The sequence below is a fragment of the Cupriavidus sp. FW305-3-2-15-C-LB2 genome, assembly GCF_058787575.1.
The window spans coordinates 36,362-53,689 of sequence record NZ_JBYSZW010000007.1; the positions used below are offsets into that span (position 1 = coordinate 36,362).

The following is a 17,328-nucleotide window of genomic DNA, read 5'->3' on the forward strand; positions in this document are numbered from 1 at the left end:
TTCTGCGAGCGTTTGGCGGACGTTCTGAGCACACGCATTGGTGTGAAAACGCACTGATGCGCGTGCGACGTTCAGGCTCAATAGGTCACCAAGGCGTTGTACCTCAACCTGGAGCCCACCATGCGAGCAGCGATACGCACCATACTTTTGGAAGTGGCCCGACTTGACGTACCAGTTGAATCGCTGGACGACCAGGCCGATCTATACGAAGCGGGACTGTCATCACTGGCAACGGTGCAAGTCATGCTCGCGATCGAAAATACCTTCGGCATCGAGATACCTGACCGCATGCTGACTCGCCAGCTGTTCCGCAGCATCAGCACACTGGCTGCGGCGACCGAGCAGATCAAACAAGAGCAGGAGGCGGCATGAGCCCGGTCCTCGCCAGCGTCGAGCAGGCCTTTCCGCGCGCGGAGACTGCTGACGCCGCACACTTGCTGGCCGGAGCGCGCCTGGCCGCGGCAGAAGCAGCCAGGCATGCAGACCAGGTCGACGCCGATGCGTGTTTTCCGCACCAGGCGTTTGCAGTCTTGCGTGAGCAGAGGTTGCTGGGCGCCATGGTGCCGCCAGCCTGTGGCGGTGATGGCGCGTCGCTGGAAACGATCGCAGCGGTCTGCCGCGTGCTGGGCGGTGCCTGTGCCTCGACGGGAATGATCTACGCCATGCACCAGATACAGGTGGCATGCCTGGTCAATCATGCGAGCACCAGCTCGTGGCACGCGCAGCTATTGCAGCGCCTGGCCAGCGAACAATTGCTGCTGGCTTCGGCCACGTCCGAAGAGGCGATTGGCGGTGCCTTGCGCAGCAGCGGCTGCGCGGTCAACGCCGATGGCGGCAACCTGTACTTGCTCAAGATGGCTCCGACCATTTCCTATGGCGCCCATGCCGACGGGATCCTCGTCACGGCACGCCGCCATCCCGATGCCTCGCCATCGGACCAGGTCATGGTAAGCGTGCTCAAGCCAGACTACGTACTGGAAAGTCTCTCCACCTGGGATACCCTGGGCATGCGCGGCACCTGCAGCAATGGATTCCGGCTGGAAGCCCGCGGGCATACCGATCAGATCCTGCCCGTGTCGTTCGGCGAGATTGCCGACGTCACCATGACCCCCGTGTCGCACATCTTGTGGTCTGCCCTGTGGACCGGTATCGCCGCGGATGCGGTTCAGCGCGCCAAGGTGCTGTTCCAGGGCCAGGCGCGCGCCCGGCCTGGCACGCTTCCGCCCTCGGCTACGCGCGTGGCCGAAGCGGTTGCCATTATCCAGATGCTGGAGGGGCGGCTGGAACTGGCGTTGGCTCACCAACGCCAGCGTCATGCAAGCCAGAGTGTGTCGGCAATTTTCAACCTGGCGGCGGAAATGAACGGGCTCAAGACCAGCGTGTCGTCGCTGGCGCTCGAAGCGGTGCAAATCGCGATGCTGGTCTGCGGCATGGCGGGCTACAAGCATGGCACGCCGTTCAGCCTGGGACGCCACCTGCGGGATCTGTGGTCCGCCCCCTTGATGATCAACAACGATCGCATATTGACCAATACCGCCAATCTGCTACTGGCCGACCGGTCCGCCTGAGGAGCCGTCCATGGACGATACCAGCAACGCTTACGTGCCAGGCGACGACGCATCCGTTGCCCCGGGTGACCATTCTGCCATGGCCAGGCCGGCGCAGGATCCTGACACGGGCCGCCGTGCTTACCGGCAGGCGCTGATTGACGCCCGCGTGCTCTTCCCCACGACGGTCGACGGCATTTATGGTCGTAGCGGACTGTTCGAGAGTATTGCCGACGGCTTGAACTACGCGATCAGCAAACTGGGCGCCGACCAGGACGCGGAGGTGATGCGATTTCCTCCTGCCATGCCGCGCAAGGACTTTGAAGCGAGTGAGTATCTCAAGAGCTTTCCCCAGCTGGCAGGGACGGTGCATTGCTTCTGTGGCGGCGATCGCGAGCATCACCGTCTGCTGGCGCGCCTGGAGCACGGTGAGGAATGGGCCGATCAGCAGCAGCCCACCGATGTGGTGCTGGCGCCGGCGGCGTGCTATCCCGTCTACCCCGTGGTGGCCAGCCGCGGTCCGATGCCTCGGGAAGGGCTGGTGGTTGACGTGTTGACGTATTGCTTCCGCCATGAGCCTTCGATCGACCCTGCACGCATGCAGATGTTCCGCCAGCGCGAATATGTCCGGCTCGGCACGGCCGAGCAGATCGTGGAATTCCGTCGACGATGGATGGAGCGTGGTACGCAACTGGCCAGGCTGCTTGGCTTGCCGCATGAGGTTGACGTGGCGAACGATCCGTTCTTTGGGCGTGGCGGCAAGATCGTGGCCGACAGCCAGCGCGAGCTAAAGCTTAAGTTCGAGTTGCTGGTGCCGATCAATGATGGCGCGCCACCCACGGCTTGCATGAGTTTCAACTACCACATGGACCATTTCGCGCACGCGTGGCCGTTGCGTACTGTGGACGGCGCGCCGGCGCACACCGGCTGCGTGGGCTTTGGCATCGAGCGCCTGACGCTGGCACTGCTGCGTCATCACGGCTTCAAGCTGGCGAACTGGCCCCAGCGGGTGCGTGACGTGCTCGGAGGTATCTAGTACGTGCCAGCACGGCGCGACTGGACGACTTTACGTGCCGCATCCGTTCGGCCAATGAGGTGCCGTGACGGCGGATGCGGCCGGGGCCTTGCCCGGCGCGGCCGTCCCGGGCTGTCACGCGTGCTCTGCCATGCTGGCGTTCCGGTCCTGTCAGGTTTTCTCAGGGAAGGCAGTCCATGAAGGCGCAAACTAACGCGGACACGGGCACTTCGGCGTCCGCTCGGCAGGCATCGCCTGGCAGCCGTCCCGGCGTCGCCATCGGCAGTGCCGCGCTCGGCGGCGAGTGGGCCTGGGTGCAAATGCCCGCCGGCGTAGCCGATAGCCCCGCCGCACTGGATCCCGCCGCAGCCTGGTTGCCAGCACCCGTGCCCGGCACGGTAGCCAGCGCCCTGCGCGCTGCCGGGCGCTGGGACGACTCGGCGCCGCCGCCACTGCACCTGCATGATCATTGGTATCGCGTCAGCTTTGCCGGCCGTGGCCGCCGCGTGCTGCGCTTTAACGGGCTCGCCACGGTGGCCGAAGCCTGGCTTAACGGAAAGCTCGTGCTGAGCGCGCAGCATATGTTCGTCGCGCATGAGGTCGAGGCCGATCTGGATGACGACAACCTGCTGTACCTTTGCTTTCGCGCGCTCTATCCATGGTTGCGCAAGCAGCGCGGGCCCGTGCGCTGGAAGCCGCGAATGATCGTGCCGCCGACGCTGCGCACCGTCCGCACGACGCTGCTTGGCCACATGCCGGGGTGGTGCCCGCCGGTGCATGCGGTGGGTCCCTGGCGCTCGGTGGAATTGCTCGACCCGGCCAGCGACGACATCCTGCATGGGGTGCGCGCTGACCTGTGGGGACAGGTGCAGGGCGATCTCGGTGTCATCACGCTGCGCCTGCATTTTCCAGCGTCCGCGCCGGCTTCGGGATCGTTCGAAGCCAGGGACGCGGAGGGTTGCGGCTATCCCGGCTCGCTGTCGCGCGTTGACGATCACACCTTGGTGGGCACGGTGCGCATGGAACACCCCAGGCTGTGGTGGCCGCACACGCATGGCGAACCTTGCCTCTACGGCGTCGATGCGAACATCGAGGGGCGCGCCATCGACTGCGGCCGGGTGGGCTTCCGCACGGTATCGTCGGATCGTGCTGGCGAGTCCGGGCACTTCGCACTGTGCATCAACGGCGAGCGGGTGTTTTGCCGCGGAGCCTGCATCTCAAGCCATGACCTGCCCGGCCTGGCAGACACCGATGAAGCGTCCAGGCGTTGGCTGGCGCTGGCACGCCAGGGCGGTATGAACATGGTGCGAATCAGCGGCGTCACCTGCTATCCGGGCGAAGCGTTTTACCGAATTTGTGACGAACTTGGCTTGCTGGTATGGCACGATTTCATGTTCGCCAATTTTGACTATGGCGGCATCGGGCCTGGCATTGGCCTTACCGATGACATCACGCGTGAAGTCAGCGACTGGCTGACATCAACCCGGGCGCATCCGAGTCTCGCGGTGCTGTGTGGCGGGAGCGAGGCGGAGCAGCAGGCCGCGATGCTGGGCGCGTCGCGCAGCAACTGGAAGCAACCGCTGTTCGATGAACTGATTCCGGGCCTGGTTGCAGCCCATCGGCCGGACGTGGTGTATGTCAGCAATTCGCCGACCGGCGGCAGCTGGCCGTTCCAGCCCGACACGGGCGTTAGCCACTACTACGGCGTCGGCGCCTACCAGCGACCGTTGGCCGACGCACGCCTGGCGCAAGTGCGCTTCGCTTCAGAATGCCTGGCCTTTGCCAATGTGCCCGGTGACCGCACGTTGACGGAGTACGGCTTGTCTGCGCCGCTGCACGCGCCGCGCTGGAAAGCCGCGGTGCCGCGCGACGCCGGCACGCCGTGGGACTTCGAGGATGTGCGCGAGCACTACTTGCGTGTGCTGTATGACGTGGATCCGCCGCGCCTGCGGTATGAGCAGCCCCGGCGCTACCTGATGCTGTCGCGCGCCGTGGTCGCGGACGTCATGACCGAAGTCTTCAGCGAATGGCGGCGTGTCGGGTCGAGTTGCTCGGGTGGTCTGGTCTGGCAATTGCAGGACCTGATGCCTGGCGCCGGCTGGGGTATTGTCGACGCGTGCGGCCGTCCCAAATCGGCCTGGTATGCCTTGAGGCAAGTCTGGCAGCCGCTGCAGGTACTGATTACGGACGAAGGGCTCAACGGACTGCACTTGCACGTGCTCAACGAAACGCCGCAGCCACGTGCATTGTGGCTGGAGCTGGATTGCCTGCGCGATGGCGAGGCGGTGGTGGCGCAGGCTCGGCACAGCCTGTGCCTGCCGGCCCGCAGTGCCGAGCGTGTGGAGGCCGCTGCGTTGCTTGACCGCTTCTTCGACCTGACTTATGCCTACCGCTTCGGCCCCCCGACTCATGATGTCGTGGTGGCGACACTGTTTGCCGTTGACAGTGGCGAGCCACTGAGCCAGGCCGTCTATTTGCCCGACCGCCGTGCCGCGGCGCTCAAGGCGCCCAGCTTGCGGGCACAGCTTGAGCAAGCGGAAGGTGAGTGGTGGCTGACCGTGTCAACCCAGCGCTTCGCTCGCTGGGTGCACATCGAGGATCATGCCTACATTGCCGCCGAGAACTGGTTCCACCTTGCGCCGGGCAGCAGCCGGCGTGTCCGCCTCGTGCATGAAGGCAAGGTGGGGGGGCATGCTGTTCCGCCGCCTTCAGGCGAGATTTACGCTGTCAACGCGGAACATTCGCTTGGTTATGATGGTTGATTTTGGCCAATCGGATCATTGTCGACGCCACCGAAGGCAGTGATCAGGCCTTCCATGGTCCTGTCATGGCAGGTTTCCAGTGTATCCAGGCAGTCCGTGCATGGATCGGCGCGGCGGCGTGCCACCGCACGCGCCAGTCGGAACTGCAATACCTTGCTTTCTGTCGCGATGGTCCGTGCGGCGTTGATAGCGACCATGGGCACCTCGCGTCCCTGCTCGCGCAGCCAGCACAGCCAGTGGTGCAGCATCTCGAAATTGGCGCCGAGCTGACGCGGGAAATTGAAGGTGTACAAGTGGAAATACGCCTCGTCACGTGCCAGCAGCGCGTCCATATGCTTGCCGAACACTTGTCGCCAGCGTCCCACCGGATTGGCTGCAGGGCGCCGGGCCAGGTGGTAGTGCATCAACGCGACCGAGGCGTCGACCAGCGCGGACGACTCGAGCGATGGCCGCGCGCGCTTCGCGCATTCGGCATAAGGGAACAGGATATTGCCATTGCCGCTGAGTTCAGGCAAAAGCCGCAGCAGGCCGCGATAGTCTTCATCCTGCGCGCTGTGATAGCCGAGACTGTGGTAGTACCAGAGGCGCTGGACCTGGCTGTCGATACGGTCGATGGCCACGGTGGTCTTGACGTGCTCGCGCCGGTACGCGGTGGCGTGCGTGTCGGGCAGGTAATAGCTGTCGACCTCAAGCAGTACGGTGTGACCGCGTTCGACCTGGGCCAGGACGTGCGCCTGGAGCGTGTCGTAGACGGCCATTTCCTGCACGACGGTTCCGTACAGCGTCTCCAGATCCATCTGCGGGTACTTGAAGAAGGTGAAGTGATCCCCTTCAAAGTCCTGGGCAACCGTGAACGGAAGTCCCGCGCGCGGATCGAGCCCCCAGCCATGCAGCAGTTCCACCCAGAGGTCGATATAGCAATTGGTTTCCTGCCAGATGGCATCGGCGCCATGCAGCAGGTGGCGATGCGCGATCGCCGCGGGGGTAGCGTCGACTCCGCCGCCACCCTCGCCGCATGCTGTGGTTGCTTTCATTTCGGTTCTCCGGACCTGTCTCGCCCCAAGGCATCGCCTGCTTGCCTGCGCGTCGACGTTTACTCTAGCGGGAGGGCTCCCATCTCTCGGTGCGCTCTCCAACAGAATCGGAGGCTTGCCCCGTACTCCAGTGTATGGTGGCGAGGCGCCAGAGCAACGTGACCGGGGCCTGTAGCACAGGCCACTCGCACCGGCAATTTGCGTTCCGTGCCCGCCATCACATAGCCGCGCTACGCATGCTTCTCACCTTGACTATATTGAGCCAGTGGAGGCGTGCAGTCAGCGCTCGCGTGCATGGCCGAAAACCAGGCCAAGGCGCGGGCGCGGGATGCGGCCTCTGCCTGCAATGTTCACACCTTCCCCGGGCATCCCTCCATGCGGCGACGCGGTGCCCACCTTCATCGTCTGAGGCCGGATTTCAACGGCAGGATGAACCATCATGAAGCGCATCTTTGACGTCTGCCTGGCCTCGCTGGGCCTCCTGCTGCTTGCCGTTCCACTACTGTTCCTGGCTTGCGCAATCCGCCTGAAGCTGGGCAAGCCGGTCTTCTTCCGGCACGTGCGGCCAGGGCTTCACGGCGAGCCATTCGAGCTCCTCAAGTTCCGCACCATGACTGACGCCCGCGGCGAGGATGGCGAGCTGCTGTCGGATCCCGAACGGCTGACGAAATTCGGCGCATTCCTGCGCGCCACGAGCCTTGACGAGCTGCCGGAGCTCTGGAACGTCCTCAAGGGTGACATGAGCCTGGTGGGCCCGCGTCCGCTGTTGGTGGAATACCTGCCGCTCTACTCAGCCGAGCAGGCGCGCCGGCATGACGTTCGTCCTGGCATCACCGGGCTGGCGCAGATCAGCGGACGCAACGCCATCAGCTGGGAGGAGAAATTCAGGCTGGACGTTTGGTACGTCGACCACGTATCGGTGTGGCTGGACGTGGTGATCCTGTGGAAGACGGTCATCAAAGTGCTGGCACGCGACGGTATCAGCGCCGCGGGAGAATTCTCCGCACCCCGGTTCCGGGGCAGCAAGCGCAGCATGCCGGATGTCGATGCCGCCTGACATCGCGGTAACCGACATGCCTGGAGACGCAAGGGGCATCGGCGCTTCCATGAGCCGGCCGACGGTGCAGAAGCCCTGGTGCAATGCCGCTTGCCTGCTGGCTTGCCGGGGTTCATCCGAACGCCTCTGCGTCGCGACGCGGCTACCCCTCATCACTGGTCGCGAATGCGGCGTGAGGTAATCTGCTGAGCCCCGTTAGTGATGAACTGCCGGTCTTTGGTGTTGACCGAAACGCCGGTATGGGAGTCCACGACGCATTCCGCGCCGATTCTTATGCCCGGGTATAGCGTCGCACGTGTACCCAGGAAGCAACCAGGTCCGATCGCGGTGTTGCCATTGAGCACGGCGTGCGGAGAAAGCACCGAGCATGCGCCCACGCGAGCACCGTGGCCGATCCCCGAGAAGACATTGGCGAGCACGCCGTCTTCCACCACCGCGCCCCGGCTGACGACGGTGAAAGGAAAGATCAGAACCCCGATGCCCAAACGGGAGGAAGGCGAGATCAAGGCTTTGTCATGCACATAGAGCGGGACCGTGATCCCGTTCTGCAAGAGCCACGACAGTACCTCCTGCCGCGCTTGCGGGGAACCGATCGCGACCAGCACAGCCTGACCCGGTGCCGGGCGGAACTGACGAACCGGCCCCAGATTGGGCGCATTGACGCCGTCCGGAACTTTGCCCGGGCTGTCGTCAATGAAGCCCGCTACCGTTGGCCCGCCGCGCAGTGCTTCGTCGTGCAGATAATCATAGAGTTCCACCCCAAGGCCGCCAGAACCGGCAATCACGACGGAGGAGATGGCAGGCGCGTCAACAAGTGGCATGGCTGATTGAATCCTGGAAAAGCTAAGCTGATGCCGATGATGGTGGCCGAGGCGGCTGAAGGGAACGGTGGCGCCAGTACGGAGGCAGCCAGTACCGGCTGCCACCTTTATCTAAGCTTGCTTGGTCGGTGCATTGCCGTACTCGGCGAGATAGCGATACTTGCCGAAGTAGTTGTGGGCCCGATACCAGCGTCCCTCGATCACGAGCCCATTGAACAGCACGCCCTTGACCTCGGCGCCTGCCTGCTGGATGGTTCGTTGCGCCGCGACCAGCTCGCCGACGGTAGTCTTCTCGGCGCGCGCCACGAGGAACACGGCGCCTGCCTTGCCAGCCAGGATGCCGGCGTCAGCGGCCGCGAGCACGGGCGGCGTATCGATCACCACCAAGTCATAGCGCGATTTGAGTTGCGCAAGCAGGGAATCCATGCCCGGGCTCAGCAGCACGTCCGCCGCGTGTGTGGGGGGCGCGCCAGTCGGGATAAAATCCAGGCCCGGCGCCACCTGCCGCTGTAACACCCGATCCAGTGGGGCGCCCATCAGCAGTTCGGTCAGGCCTGGGCCGCGCTTGGCATCGAAGGGGTAGTGCAGTCCGCCCCGGCGCAGGTCTGCATCGATGAGCACCACGCGGTGCCCGGCGGCGGCAACCGCGGCGAAATTCGCGCAGATGAAAGACTTGCCGACGTCCGGCGCGGGGCCGGTGATCACTACCGTTTGGTTGCTGCTACTAGCCAGGGCGAATCGCAACGCTGTGCGGAAGCTGCGCAGACTCTCTACGGTCGGGTCGCCCGGCTGTTGGTTAGCCAGCAGCCCTCCGCCTCCGGACGGCTCCAGTGACTGATGCTTGCTGAAGGGGATAGTCGAGTAGACGGTCATGCCGGTCCGTCGCTCGATTTCGTCCGCATCAGCGACGCCGCCATCGAGCAAGTGGCGCAGGATGACCGCCAGCAGGCCGGCGAGCAGGCCAATGACCAACGATACTCCCGACATCAGCGCCCGATTTGGATATGCTGGCTTGAGCGGTACCTCTGCCGGGTCGACCATTCGCGCGGTTCCCACCTTGCTAGCCTTGATCAACTTAAGCTGCTGGACTTCGTTAAGAAGCGACTGGAGCAACTCGGTGCTGACCCGGACGTCGCGCATCAGGCGCAACACGTTCTGCTCCACACCCGGCAGCTGCTGGATTCGTCCTGATACGCCATTATGCTGGGCGGTCAGGCTGGCAATCTGGTTATCGATGAGTTCGATGGCCGGATGGTGAGCGGTAAAGCGCGAAGCCAGTTCCTGCCGCTTCTGCCGCAATTCCTGCAGCTTCGTCTGGATCTGTACCGATTGCGCCAGAATCAGCTTGGACTCCTCGGTCAGGTCGATCGTGCCGCCCTGGTTGCGCACTGCGTTGTATCGGGTCTCGGCCGCATCGACCTGCCGCCTGAGCTCCGGCAACTGCTGCTCCAGAAATGCCAGCGACTTCTCAGCTTCCGCGGCCTTGCGGCGGGCGTTTTGGTCGACATAGGCATTGCCAATCTCGTTGAGGATAGCTGCAGTCATGGCCGGTGAGCTGCCTTCCAGCGACACCCCAATCACGCCGCTTTCCTTGCCACGCTCGCTGATCATCAGCCGCTCCTGGAGCTGGTTGATGGCGGCACTGCGGGGCAAGCGACGGAGTACGAACCTGCTGCCGGGGCGTCCATCGAGCTGGCTGACCAGCAGGGTAACCGGGCCGTTTCCGGTGGCGATCGTCAGTGTCGTTCCGACGTTGCCGGTGGCTTCTGCACTGTCGCCAGCGAACCGCACCCGATACTGGTTGTCACCCAGCGCGGTCAGCGTGATCTTGCGTTCCTCCATGGGGATTGGCACATCGAGCCGGGGTACCGTGATCGACTCGCGTCCCCAGGTGAAGCCGCCCCATCCAAACAGCCCCGGGTTCGACAGTTCCGGATTCAAATTGGCGATTGCAGCGCCAATCAGGGGGAAGTAGCGCGGTGCGGCGTCGATATATAGGTGCAGGCTGTCAACCGCCCTGCCGACCACCATACGTGAGCGCAAGAGCTCGATCTCCGCAGAAGCAGCGGCCTTGACGTCTAACACCGGTGAGATGCTGGCCGCCAGTTTGCTGGCGGCGTTTCCGCTGGATTCCTCTACTTGCACCATCATGTCGGGGCGATAGACCGGCTTGGCCAGAAGGGCAAACATGAGGCCCCCCCAGATGACTAGTCCGGCCACAGTCAGAAAGGTACGGCGATAGCGCACCAGCACATCGAGATAGGCCGTCAGATCCACCGCCATACCGCGATCGTCCGCGTCAGCGATGACATTGTCCCGCGTACTGACCGTCTTCATGATGCCTCTCCTTGACTATCGGCCGACGCTTTTTCCCCCAGCCGCGTAGACCACGACGCGATGCCCTGCATGATCAGTTCCAGCACGATAACGAATATGCCCGGCGAAGAACCGTATGGATCCGGCACGTCCGTGTGCATGGATTCGCAGCTCTTGTGCGTTCTTCCGCATGCCTGCGGGTACATCCGCGCGAGCTCGTCGCGTTGCGCGCTTTCCATCACCGGAATCGGATCTGCCGCCACGAGCGCCTCATCGAGGCGCGGGCGCGATAACTGGCGAAATCGTATCCATCGCACGCAAGCAACCAGATAGCGCGGGTGCGCCAACCGGCGGCGCGAGCCACGCAGCAGCCGGATCGCATGCGAGCCGAACGCGCGCGGCAGGCAAGCCGCCATCGGGCTGAGGCAGACGTTGCCGGTGCAGACGACCAAGATTGAGCGAGCCATCTCGCGCCCCGCTATCTCAGCGCGCTCGTAGCACTGAACACTGGCTGCGTACTCGGAATCAGCTGGTTGATCACGCGGCTCCAGCGGACCACCTGACGTGCGTCTACATAGACCACGTCCTTCGGTTCCAGCTCGAAACCCTCGGCGATGGCCAGCGCTGCAGGCGAATTGCCGTCCAGGTGGAAGATATTGGGTTCGCCATCGCCGGCCTTGCGGATCACGTAAATCTGCTCCGCATTGGCCGAACTCGGATTGACCCCCCCGGCATCGCCAAGCGCCTCGTTTAGTGTCATCCGCCCATTGCGCATCAGCAGGGAGGTTGGGCGCACCACTTCGCCGGTGACGAAGATCTTGTTGTCCTCGCGCTGTTCCACGCGGACGATATCGCCGGAGCGCAGCAGGATGCGGGCCGGATCGATACCCTTGGCCAGCAGCGCAGGGATATTGACATACCAGCTGCGCTCGCCACGGGTAACACGAATGCGGCTGTTGTCGCCAGTCTGATTCAGCACGCCGCCCGCGCGGTTGAGCGCTTCCACCAGCGTCATGGGCGCATCGTCAATGGCCTGCATGCCAGGCGTCTTGACCTCGCCGTCGACATAGACGCGCTGGCTGCGGAAGCCGAGCACGCGAACCGTCATCTGCGGATCCCTGACCACCCGCGAAAGCACACGCGCCATCTGGTTGCGAACATCGTTTGCCGTTCTGCCGGCCACCTTCATGACGCCCGCGTAGGGGAACTGAATATCGCCCTGCGCGCTGACCACATAGCCAGGCACATTGGAGCCACCGCTCGACGTCGGGATCTCAAAGGCGGCGCCGATGCTGTAGGTCTGGGTGGGAAAGACCAGTTCCGGGTGATCCCATACCACGACCGAGATGATGTCGCCAGGGCCGATCCGATAAGGCTGCGGCGTCGCGAACAGTTCCGCGACTCCCTCGTTGTCCGTACGAGCCTTATTGCGCTGAGCTTTCACCAGATCGAGGGTGATCGGTGTCACCGTGGGTACGACATCGGGCCCGATCGCACTCACTACCGCGTTGTTGTCGAAGTACATCCCCGGCGATGCGGCGCAAGCCGTCAGCAGACCTGTAGCAACAACGATCGCCAGACTGGAAAAGACACTGTGGCGATGGCTAGCAAAGGTCAGGGAATGCATGCGCCAATTGACTGTTCTCACGGCGGTCTCCTTGCTGATAGCAGTGGACATCGCACCGGATATGCCATGTCCCCCGACGATTGCATCATAGGTAGGGCTGCTGCCCGGGTTCGGTGCGTTGTCGCACACTGAATGCGACAGCGGATCACGCTAATCCTCGCAGTGGGGAGCCGGCTAAACAGACAGACCCATCCATCCCTGGCAAACTCGCCCGGGGGAAAGCGTGGAAACCCCTGCTAAACGAAGAGGGGTCAGGCCAAAGAGCCGATATCGGTTGACTAGCCTGACCGTGGCAGTATCTGATGCCGCCGGCGCTGTTCGAGGCATTGCACGGTTTCGATGAGCGTTTCTTCGTCTATAAATCCGCGCCCCGGGCACCTGGAAGGCCACTGGAGACTTCGCCCAGCGCGGGACATGCGAAGGTAAAGCAGCACGTGCTGGGGCATCTTTGCCACATGGAATCCTGGTGCTCAGGCTCGCTTCGTATTTGTGCTGTACTTGCTGATGTAGCGATACTTGCCGAAATAATAGTGCGACCGATACCAACGGCCTTCGACGTTCAGACCGTTAAACAGAACGCCCTTGACGTCGGCTCCCGCCCGCCGGATCTCCCTCCGGGAGGCGAGCAGCTCATCGATGGTCGTACTGTCGGCACGGGCGACAAGGAACACCGTGCTGGCCTTGCCCGCCAGGATGCCGGCATCGGACGCCGCCAGTACGGGCGGCGTATCAAGCAGCACGAGGTCGTAGCGCGACGTTAGTTCCTCGAGCAGCGCGTCCATTCCCGGGCTCGACAAGAGGTCGGCGGCGTGGGGCGGCTCCGTGCCGGTGGAGATGAAGTCCAGCCCTGGTGCCACCTCGCGCCGCAGCACGCGGTCCACTGATGCGCCCATCAGCAATTCTGTCAGTCCGGGGCTGCGAACTTCGTTGAAGCGTTGGTGCAATCCTCCGCGGCGCAAGTCGGCATCGACCAGCACCACGCGGCGGCCTGCGGAGGCAACGGCCGCGAAGTTCGAGCAGACGAAGGATTTTCCGACACCGGGCGCCGGCCCCGTGAATACCACCACCCGATTGTTCCTGCCGGCCAGCGCAAACTGCAATGCGGTGCGGAAGCTGCGCAAGCTTTCTGAAGCGGGGTCATCCGGAAACTCGCACGCCAGCAGGCTGGTTGCCTCCTTGCCGGTTGGCTCCAGGCGTGCCTGCTGCGCGCTGAAAGGAATGGTGGAGTATACGGTCATGCCGGTCCTTTCCTCGATCTCGTCCGCATCTGCCACGCCACCATCCAGAGCCTGGCGCACGATGACCAGCAGCACACCCGCCACCAGACCCAGCACCAGCGAAATCATCACGATCATTTCCCGGTTCGGTCGTACCGGCTTGACCGGAACCTCCGCCGGATCGATCAGGCGCGCATTGCCTACCTTGCTGGCCTTCATCAGCCGAAGCTGCTGCACATCGTTGAGCAACGACTGGAGCATCTCCGTGCTGACCTTGACGTCACGCATCAGTCGCAGCACGTTTTGTTCGACGTCCGGCAGCTTCTGAATACGGCCGGAAACGCCGTTGAGCTGAGCGGTCAGGCTGGCAATCTGGTTGCCGATCAGCGCGATGGAAGGGTGCCTGGGCGTAAAGCGCGAAGCTAGTTCCTGACGGCGTTGCCTGAGCTCCTCTAGCTTGGTCTGGATCTGCACCGATTGCGACAGGATCAGCTTGGATTCCTCGCTCAGGTCAATGGTGCCCAGCCGATTGCGCAGGGCGTTGTACCGGCTTTCCGCGGTTTCCACCTGTTGCTTGAGTTGAGGAAGCTGCTGCTCGAGGAAGGCCAGTGACTTTTCGGCTTCTTCACCCATGCGGCGAACGTTTTGATCCACATAGGCGTTTCCGATCTCGTTAAGGATGGCCGCCGTCATCTCCGGTGAGCTGCCATCCAGAGACACGCCAATGACGCCGCTTTGCTTGCCGCGTTCGTTGATGATCAACCTGTCCTGCAGTTGCGCGATGGCGTCGTCGCGGGGCAGCCTGCGCAGCACGTAGCGGCAGCCGGGCTTGCCGTCCAGCTCGCTGACGAGGATCGTGACAGGGCCTGCCGCAGTCTCTATCGACAACGCCTGCCCCACCGTGCCCGTCGCTGACGGGCTGTCGCTTGCAAATGCCACCCGATATTTTCCACCGCCCAGCGCAGTCAGCATGATCTTGCTGCCTTCCATCCTGGCAGGCACTTCGAGGTGCGAAACCGTGATCGACTCTTGGCCCCAGGGGAAGCCTCCCCAGCCGAACAGGCCTGGGTCTGACAACCCGTGATTGAAACTGGCAACAGCGGCGCCCACCAGCGGGAAGTAGCGCGGAGTTGCCTCGATATAGAGCCGCAGGCTGTCGACGGCCTTGGCCACCACCATGCGCGAGCGCAGCAGCTCGACTTCGGTGCTGGCCGCGGGCTTGGGATCGAGCGCCGGTAATGGGCTGGCACTGAGCGTGGCAGCGGCGGTAGCGCCATTGGACTCCTCCACCTGCACCACGAAGTCGCTGCGATAGATCGGGCGCGCAAAGATTGCATAGACGATGCCGGCGCCGGCCACCACCACCACCGCTATCGCTAACGTCCAGCGGTAGCGCACCAACACATCAAGATAGGCCGTCAGGTCAACCGGCTTGCCATAGGCGTCCTGACCGTCGGGCATGGTATTGCGTGTACCGGTCGTCATGGTGCCTCTCCATCGGCCTGTGCGGATGTTGCAGCCTCAATCTGTGCCGACCACGCTTCGATGCCTAGCTTGATCAGCCCCAGGACGATGTTGAACATACTGAGGGAGCAGCCGTACGGATCCGGCACATCCGCAGGCACAAATTCGCAGAGGCGGTATGTCTTTCCCCGGGCTTGCGGAAAGAGCAAGCCCAGTTCCGTGCGCTGTTCGTTGTCCATCACGAGGACCAGGTCAGCAGCTGCCACCATGATCGCGTCGACGGCGCGCGCACGATGGCTGGCGAGATCACAGCCTTCATTTGCCAGCAGCCTGATTGCATGCGGGTCGGCACTCGCGCCAAGCGGCGGCGCGAGTCCTGCCGAGGCGATCTTGCAGCCCGGCAAGGCGCGCTGGAGCAGGCACGCTGCCATCGGGCTGCGGCAAACGTTGCCGACGCAGATGACAAGGATGGACTTGATCATGCTATCGCGCCTGTTAGACGAGACGACCGGATGATGTGGCATGGCAGAGCCATCTAGTCCTATCTCACTTGAGTCCTTCCCTGCTGGGATGGGTCTCATAGCAGTCTCCCTTATGGGGACACGACTGGACATGGTGTCCCATGCATGTCTGTGCCATTGCATCGTAGGGAGGCGCGGACCATTATTCGGTGCGCTCTCACACACTCATTCGCCGCCAACGGATGGAGCAGACAGGCTGCATTTTGGCACCTGATGGGAAGCTCAGCCCAAAGGATGAGAGCGTAGTGGGCGGGGCATGTACATGCGCTCTTCCGCAGGCGTGCAGCATCGCATTCAGCCTGTAGAACAACAGCCAAGGGAGGTGTCGTTATCAGACTCCAGTTTGGCGGTCAGGCCTCAAGTTGTGCTACCAGCCGATTGTCCTCGCTGGCTGGCTCGGGAATCTGCGGCCGGACGGTGCTGATGAGGCGCCCTAGGCCATGATTTCCCGAATTCACTGAAACAGCCCGAGCTGCGGACGCATCGGCCGATTTGCGATTCGCCCGGTCCAATTAAAGGCGCGGCGCGCCCGCCATCCATCTGGTGTTCTGTACGCCAAGACACGAAGCCCCGCGCACAGAGCGCTGCCTGCCCTGGATAATCCTTCAAAAGTCCGCTCCTCCATGCCACCCCCGTCAGGCTCACTCACCCAGGAGATTACGGTCATGGACCTCAGTCACGCCCAAATCGCCATCATCGGCCTGGGTTACGTCGGCCTGCCGCTTGCGGTGGAGTTTGGCAAGCAGCGACCTGTCCTGGGCTTCGACATCAATACCGTGCGCATCGATGAACTGCGCAGCGGCCGGGATGCCACGCTGGAGGTCAATCCGGATGCCCTGCGCAGCGCACGCCACCTGCGTTACAGCAGCGACCCTGCGGCCCTGAAGGACTGCCAGGTCTTTGTCGTCACCGTACCGACGCCGGTGGACAAGGCCAAGCGCCCGGATCTGACACCGCTGATCCTGGCGAGCGAGGCAGTAGGCCGCGCCATGGCACCCGGCGCCGTGGTGATCTACGAATCGACCGTCTATCCAGGCGCCACCGAGGAAATCTGTGTGCCGGTGCTGGAACGCCACAGCGGCCTGAAGTTCAACGTGGACTTTTTCTGCGGATACAGCCCGGAACGCATTAACCCGGGCGACAAGGAGCACCGGCTGCCGGATATCCGCAAGGTTACCAGCGGCAGCACGTCCGAGGTCAGCGAGGCGATCGACGAGCTCTACCGAAAGATCATTGTGGCCGGCACGCACCGGGCGAGCAGCATCCGCGTGGCGGAGGCTGCCAAGGTCATTGAGAACACACAGCGCGACGTGAACATCGCACTGATGAACGAGCTCAGCCTGCTCTTCCACAAGTTGGGAATCGACACCCTCGAAGTGCTGAAGGCTGCCGGCACGAAGTGGAACTTCCTGCCGTTCCGCCCAGGCCTGGTTGGCGGGCACTGCATCGGCGTCGATCCCTACTATCTCACGCATAAGGCGCAGGAGGTCGGCTATCACCCTCAGGTGATCCTTGCCGGAAGGCGCATCAACGACCGGATGGCCATCCACGTCGCCGACGAGGTGGTGAAGCTCATGTTGCGCCGGGGTATTCCGGTGCTCGGCAGCCGCGTCCTTGTGCTTGGCCTGACTTTCAAGGAGAACTGTCCGGACGTGCGCAACACCAAGGCGGTGGACATCGTGACGACGCTGCGCGGCTACAACGCCGAGATCGATGTCTACGATCCCTGGATCAACGTCGAGGAAGCCGAGCAGGAATACGGCCTTGCGTGCCTGCGCGAGCCCCCTCGGCACGACCAGTACGACGCCATTGTGCTGGCTGTCCCCCACCACCAGTTCGTCACCATGGGCGTGAGGGAAATCAGGGCCTTTGGCAAGCCTCATGCAGTGCTGTTCGACGTGAAAGGGATTCTGCCGAGGAGCGAAGTCGACGCACGCCTGTAGGAAC

The 17,328-nt window shown here is 63.2% G+C and carries 13 protein-coding genes; 6 read left to right on the forward strand and 7 right to left on the reverse strand.

Annotated features, from left to right (window positions below):
* The first annotated feature begins 120 nt into the window (after positions 1-120).
* The 4 genes from AC3WRR_RS07610 to AC3WRR_RS07625 all read left to right on the forward strand — a co-directional run bounded on the left by AC3WRR_RS07610 (position 121) and on the right by AC3WRR_RS07625 (position 5,324).
* Positions 121-372 carry an acyl carrier protein gene (locus AC3WRR_RS07610; RefSeq protein WP_010811137.1) on the forward strand — a complete coding sequence of 84 codons (252 nt, stop codon included), beginning with the start codon at positions 121-123 and terminating at the stop codon, positions 370-372.
* Positions 369-1,568: an acyl-CoA dehydrogenase family protein gene (locus tag AC3WRR_RS07615; protein WP_010811136.1), complete on the forward strand. Its 1,200-nt coding sequence runs from the start codon at positions 369-371 to the stop codon at positions 1,566-1,568. Before AC3WRR_RS07610 ends, AC3WRR_RS07615 begins: the two co-directional genes overlap by 4 nt.
* Positions 1,569-1,578: 10 nt before the next feature.
* The gene (locus AC3WRR_RS07620) at positions 1,579-2,583 is read left to right on the forward strand and encodes an amino acid--[acyl-carrier-protein] ligase (protein WP_058697713.1); all 1,005 of its coding nucleotides are present in this window, start codon (positions 1,579-1,581) and stop codon (positions 2,581-2,583) included.
* Between the two features lie 176 nt (positions 2,584-2,759).
* The gene (locus AC3WRR_RS07625; protein ID WP_058697714.1) at positions 2,760-5,324 is read left to right on the forward strand and encodes a glycosyl hydrolase 2 galactose-binding domain-containing protein; all 2,565 of its coding nucleotides are present in this window, start codon (positions 2,760-2,762) and stop codon (positions 5,322-5,324) included.
* Here AC3WRR_RS07625 and AC3WRR_RS07630 read toward each other — a convergent pair.
* A complete protein-coding gene (locus tag AC3WRR_RS07630; protein ID WP_058697715.1) occupies positions 5,312-6,358 on the reverse strand; it encodes a DUF1839 family protein in 1,047 nt (348 codons plus the stop codon). The genes AC3WRR_RS07625 and AC3WRR_RS07630 overlap by 13 nt on opposite strands.
* A 439-nt stretch (positions 6,359-6,797) precedes the next feature.
* Here AC3WRR_RS07630 and AC3WRR_RS07635 point away from each other — a divergent pair, with 439 nt between their 5' ends.
* The gene (locus AC3WRR_RS07635) at positions 6,798-7,415 is read left to right on the forward strand and encodes a sugar transferase (protein WP_492296572.1); all 618 of its coding nucleotides are present in this window, start codon (positions 6,798-6,800) and stop codon (positions 7,413-7,415) included.
* Between the two features lie 152 nt (positions 7,416-7,567).
* On the opposite strand, the gene AC3WRR_RS07640 is transcribed toward AC3WRR_RS07635, so the two are convergent.
* From AC3WRR_RS07640 to AC3WRR_RS07665, 6 genes are all read right to left on the reverse strand, one after another.
* Entirely contained in the window at positions 7,568-8,236 is a 669-nt protein-coding gene (locus AC3WRR_RS07640; RefSeq protein ID WP_492296573.1) for an acetyltransferase, read from the reverse strand.
* A 111-nt stretch (positions 8,237-8,347) separates the two neighbouring features.
* On the reverse strand, positions 8,348-10,573 hold the full coding sequence (locus AC3WRR_RS07645; protein ID WP_492296575.1) for a polysaccharide biosynthesis tyrosine autokinase: 2,226 nt from the start codon (positions 10,571-10,573) through the stop codon (positions 8,348-8,350).
* Positions 10,570-11,019: an arsenate reductase/protein-tyrosine-phosphatase family protein gene (locus AC3WRR_RS07650; RefSeq protein WP_492296577.1), complete on the reverse strand. Its 450-nt coding sequence runs from the start codon at positions 11,017-11,019 to the stop codon at positions 10,570-10,572. The genes AC3WRR_RS07645 and AC3WRR_RS07650 overlap by 4 nt, the downstream gene beginning before the upstream one ends.
* Positions 11,020-11,030: 11 nt before the next feature.
* Positions 11,031-12,179, reverse strand: a complete 1,149-nt coding sequence (locus tag AC3WRR_RS07655; RefSeq protein ID WP_492296648.1) for a polysaccharide biosynthesis/export family protein — start codon at positions 12,177-12,179, stop codon at positions 11,031-11,033.
* A 470-nt stretch (positions 12,180-12,649) separates the two neighbouring features.
* Entirely contained in the window at positions 12,650-14,881 is a 2,232-nt protein-coding gene (locus AC3WRR_RS07660; RefSeq protein ID WP_492296579.1) for a polysaccharide biosynthesis tyrosine autokinase, read from the reverse strand.
* Positions 14,878-15,342, reverse strand: a complete 465-nt coding sequence (locus AC3WRR_RS07665; protein WP_492296581.1) for a low molecular weight protein-tyrosine-phosphatase — start codon at positions 15,340-15,342, stop codon at positions 14,878-14,880. The genes AC3WRR_RS07660 and AC3WRR_RS07665 overlap by 4 nt, the downstream gene beginning before the upstream one ends.
* A gap of 704 nt (positions 15,343-16,046) precedes the next feature.
* On the opposite strand from AC3WRR_RS07665, the gene tviB reads away from it, so the two are divergent.
* Positions 16,047-17,324: a Vi polysaccharide biosynthesis UDP-N-acetylglucosamine C-6 dehydrogenase TviB gene (tviB, locus tag AC3WRR_RS07670; protein ID WP_492296583.1), complete on the forward strand. Its 1,278-nt coding sequence runs from the start codon at positions 16,047-16,049 to the stop codon at positions 17,322-17,324.
* Positions 17,325-17,328: the final 4 nt, after the last annotated feature.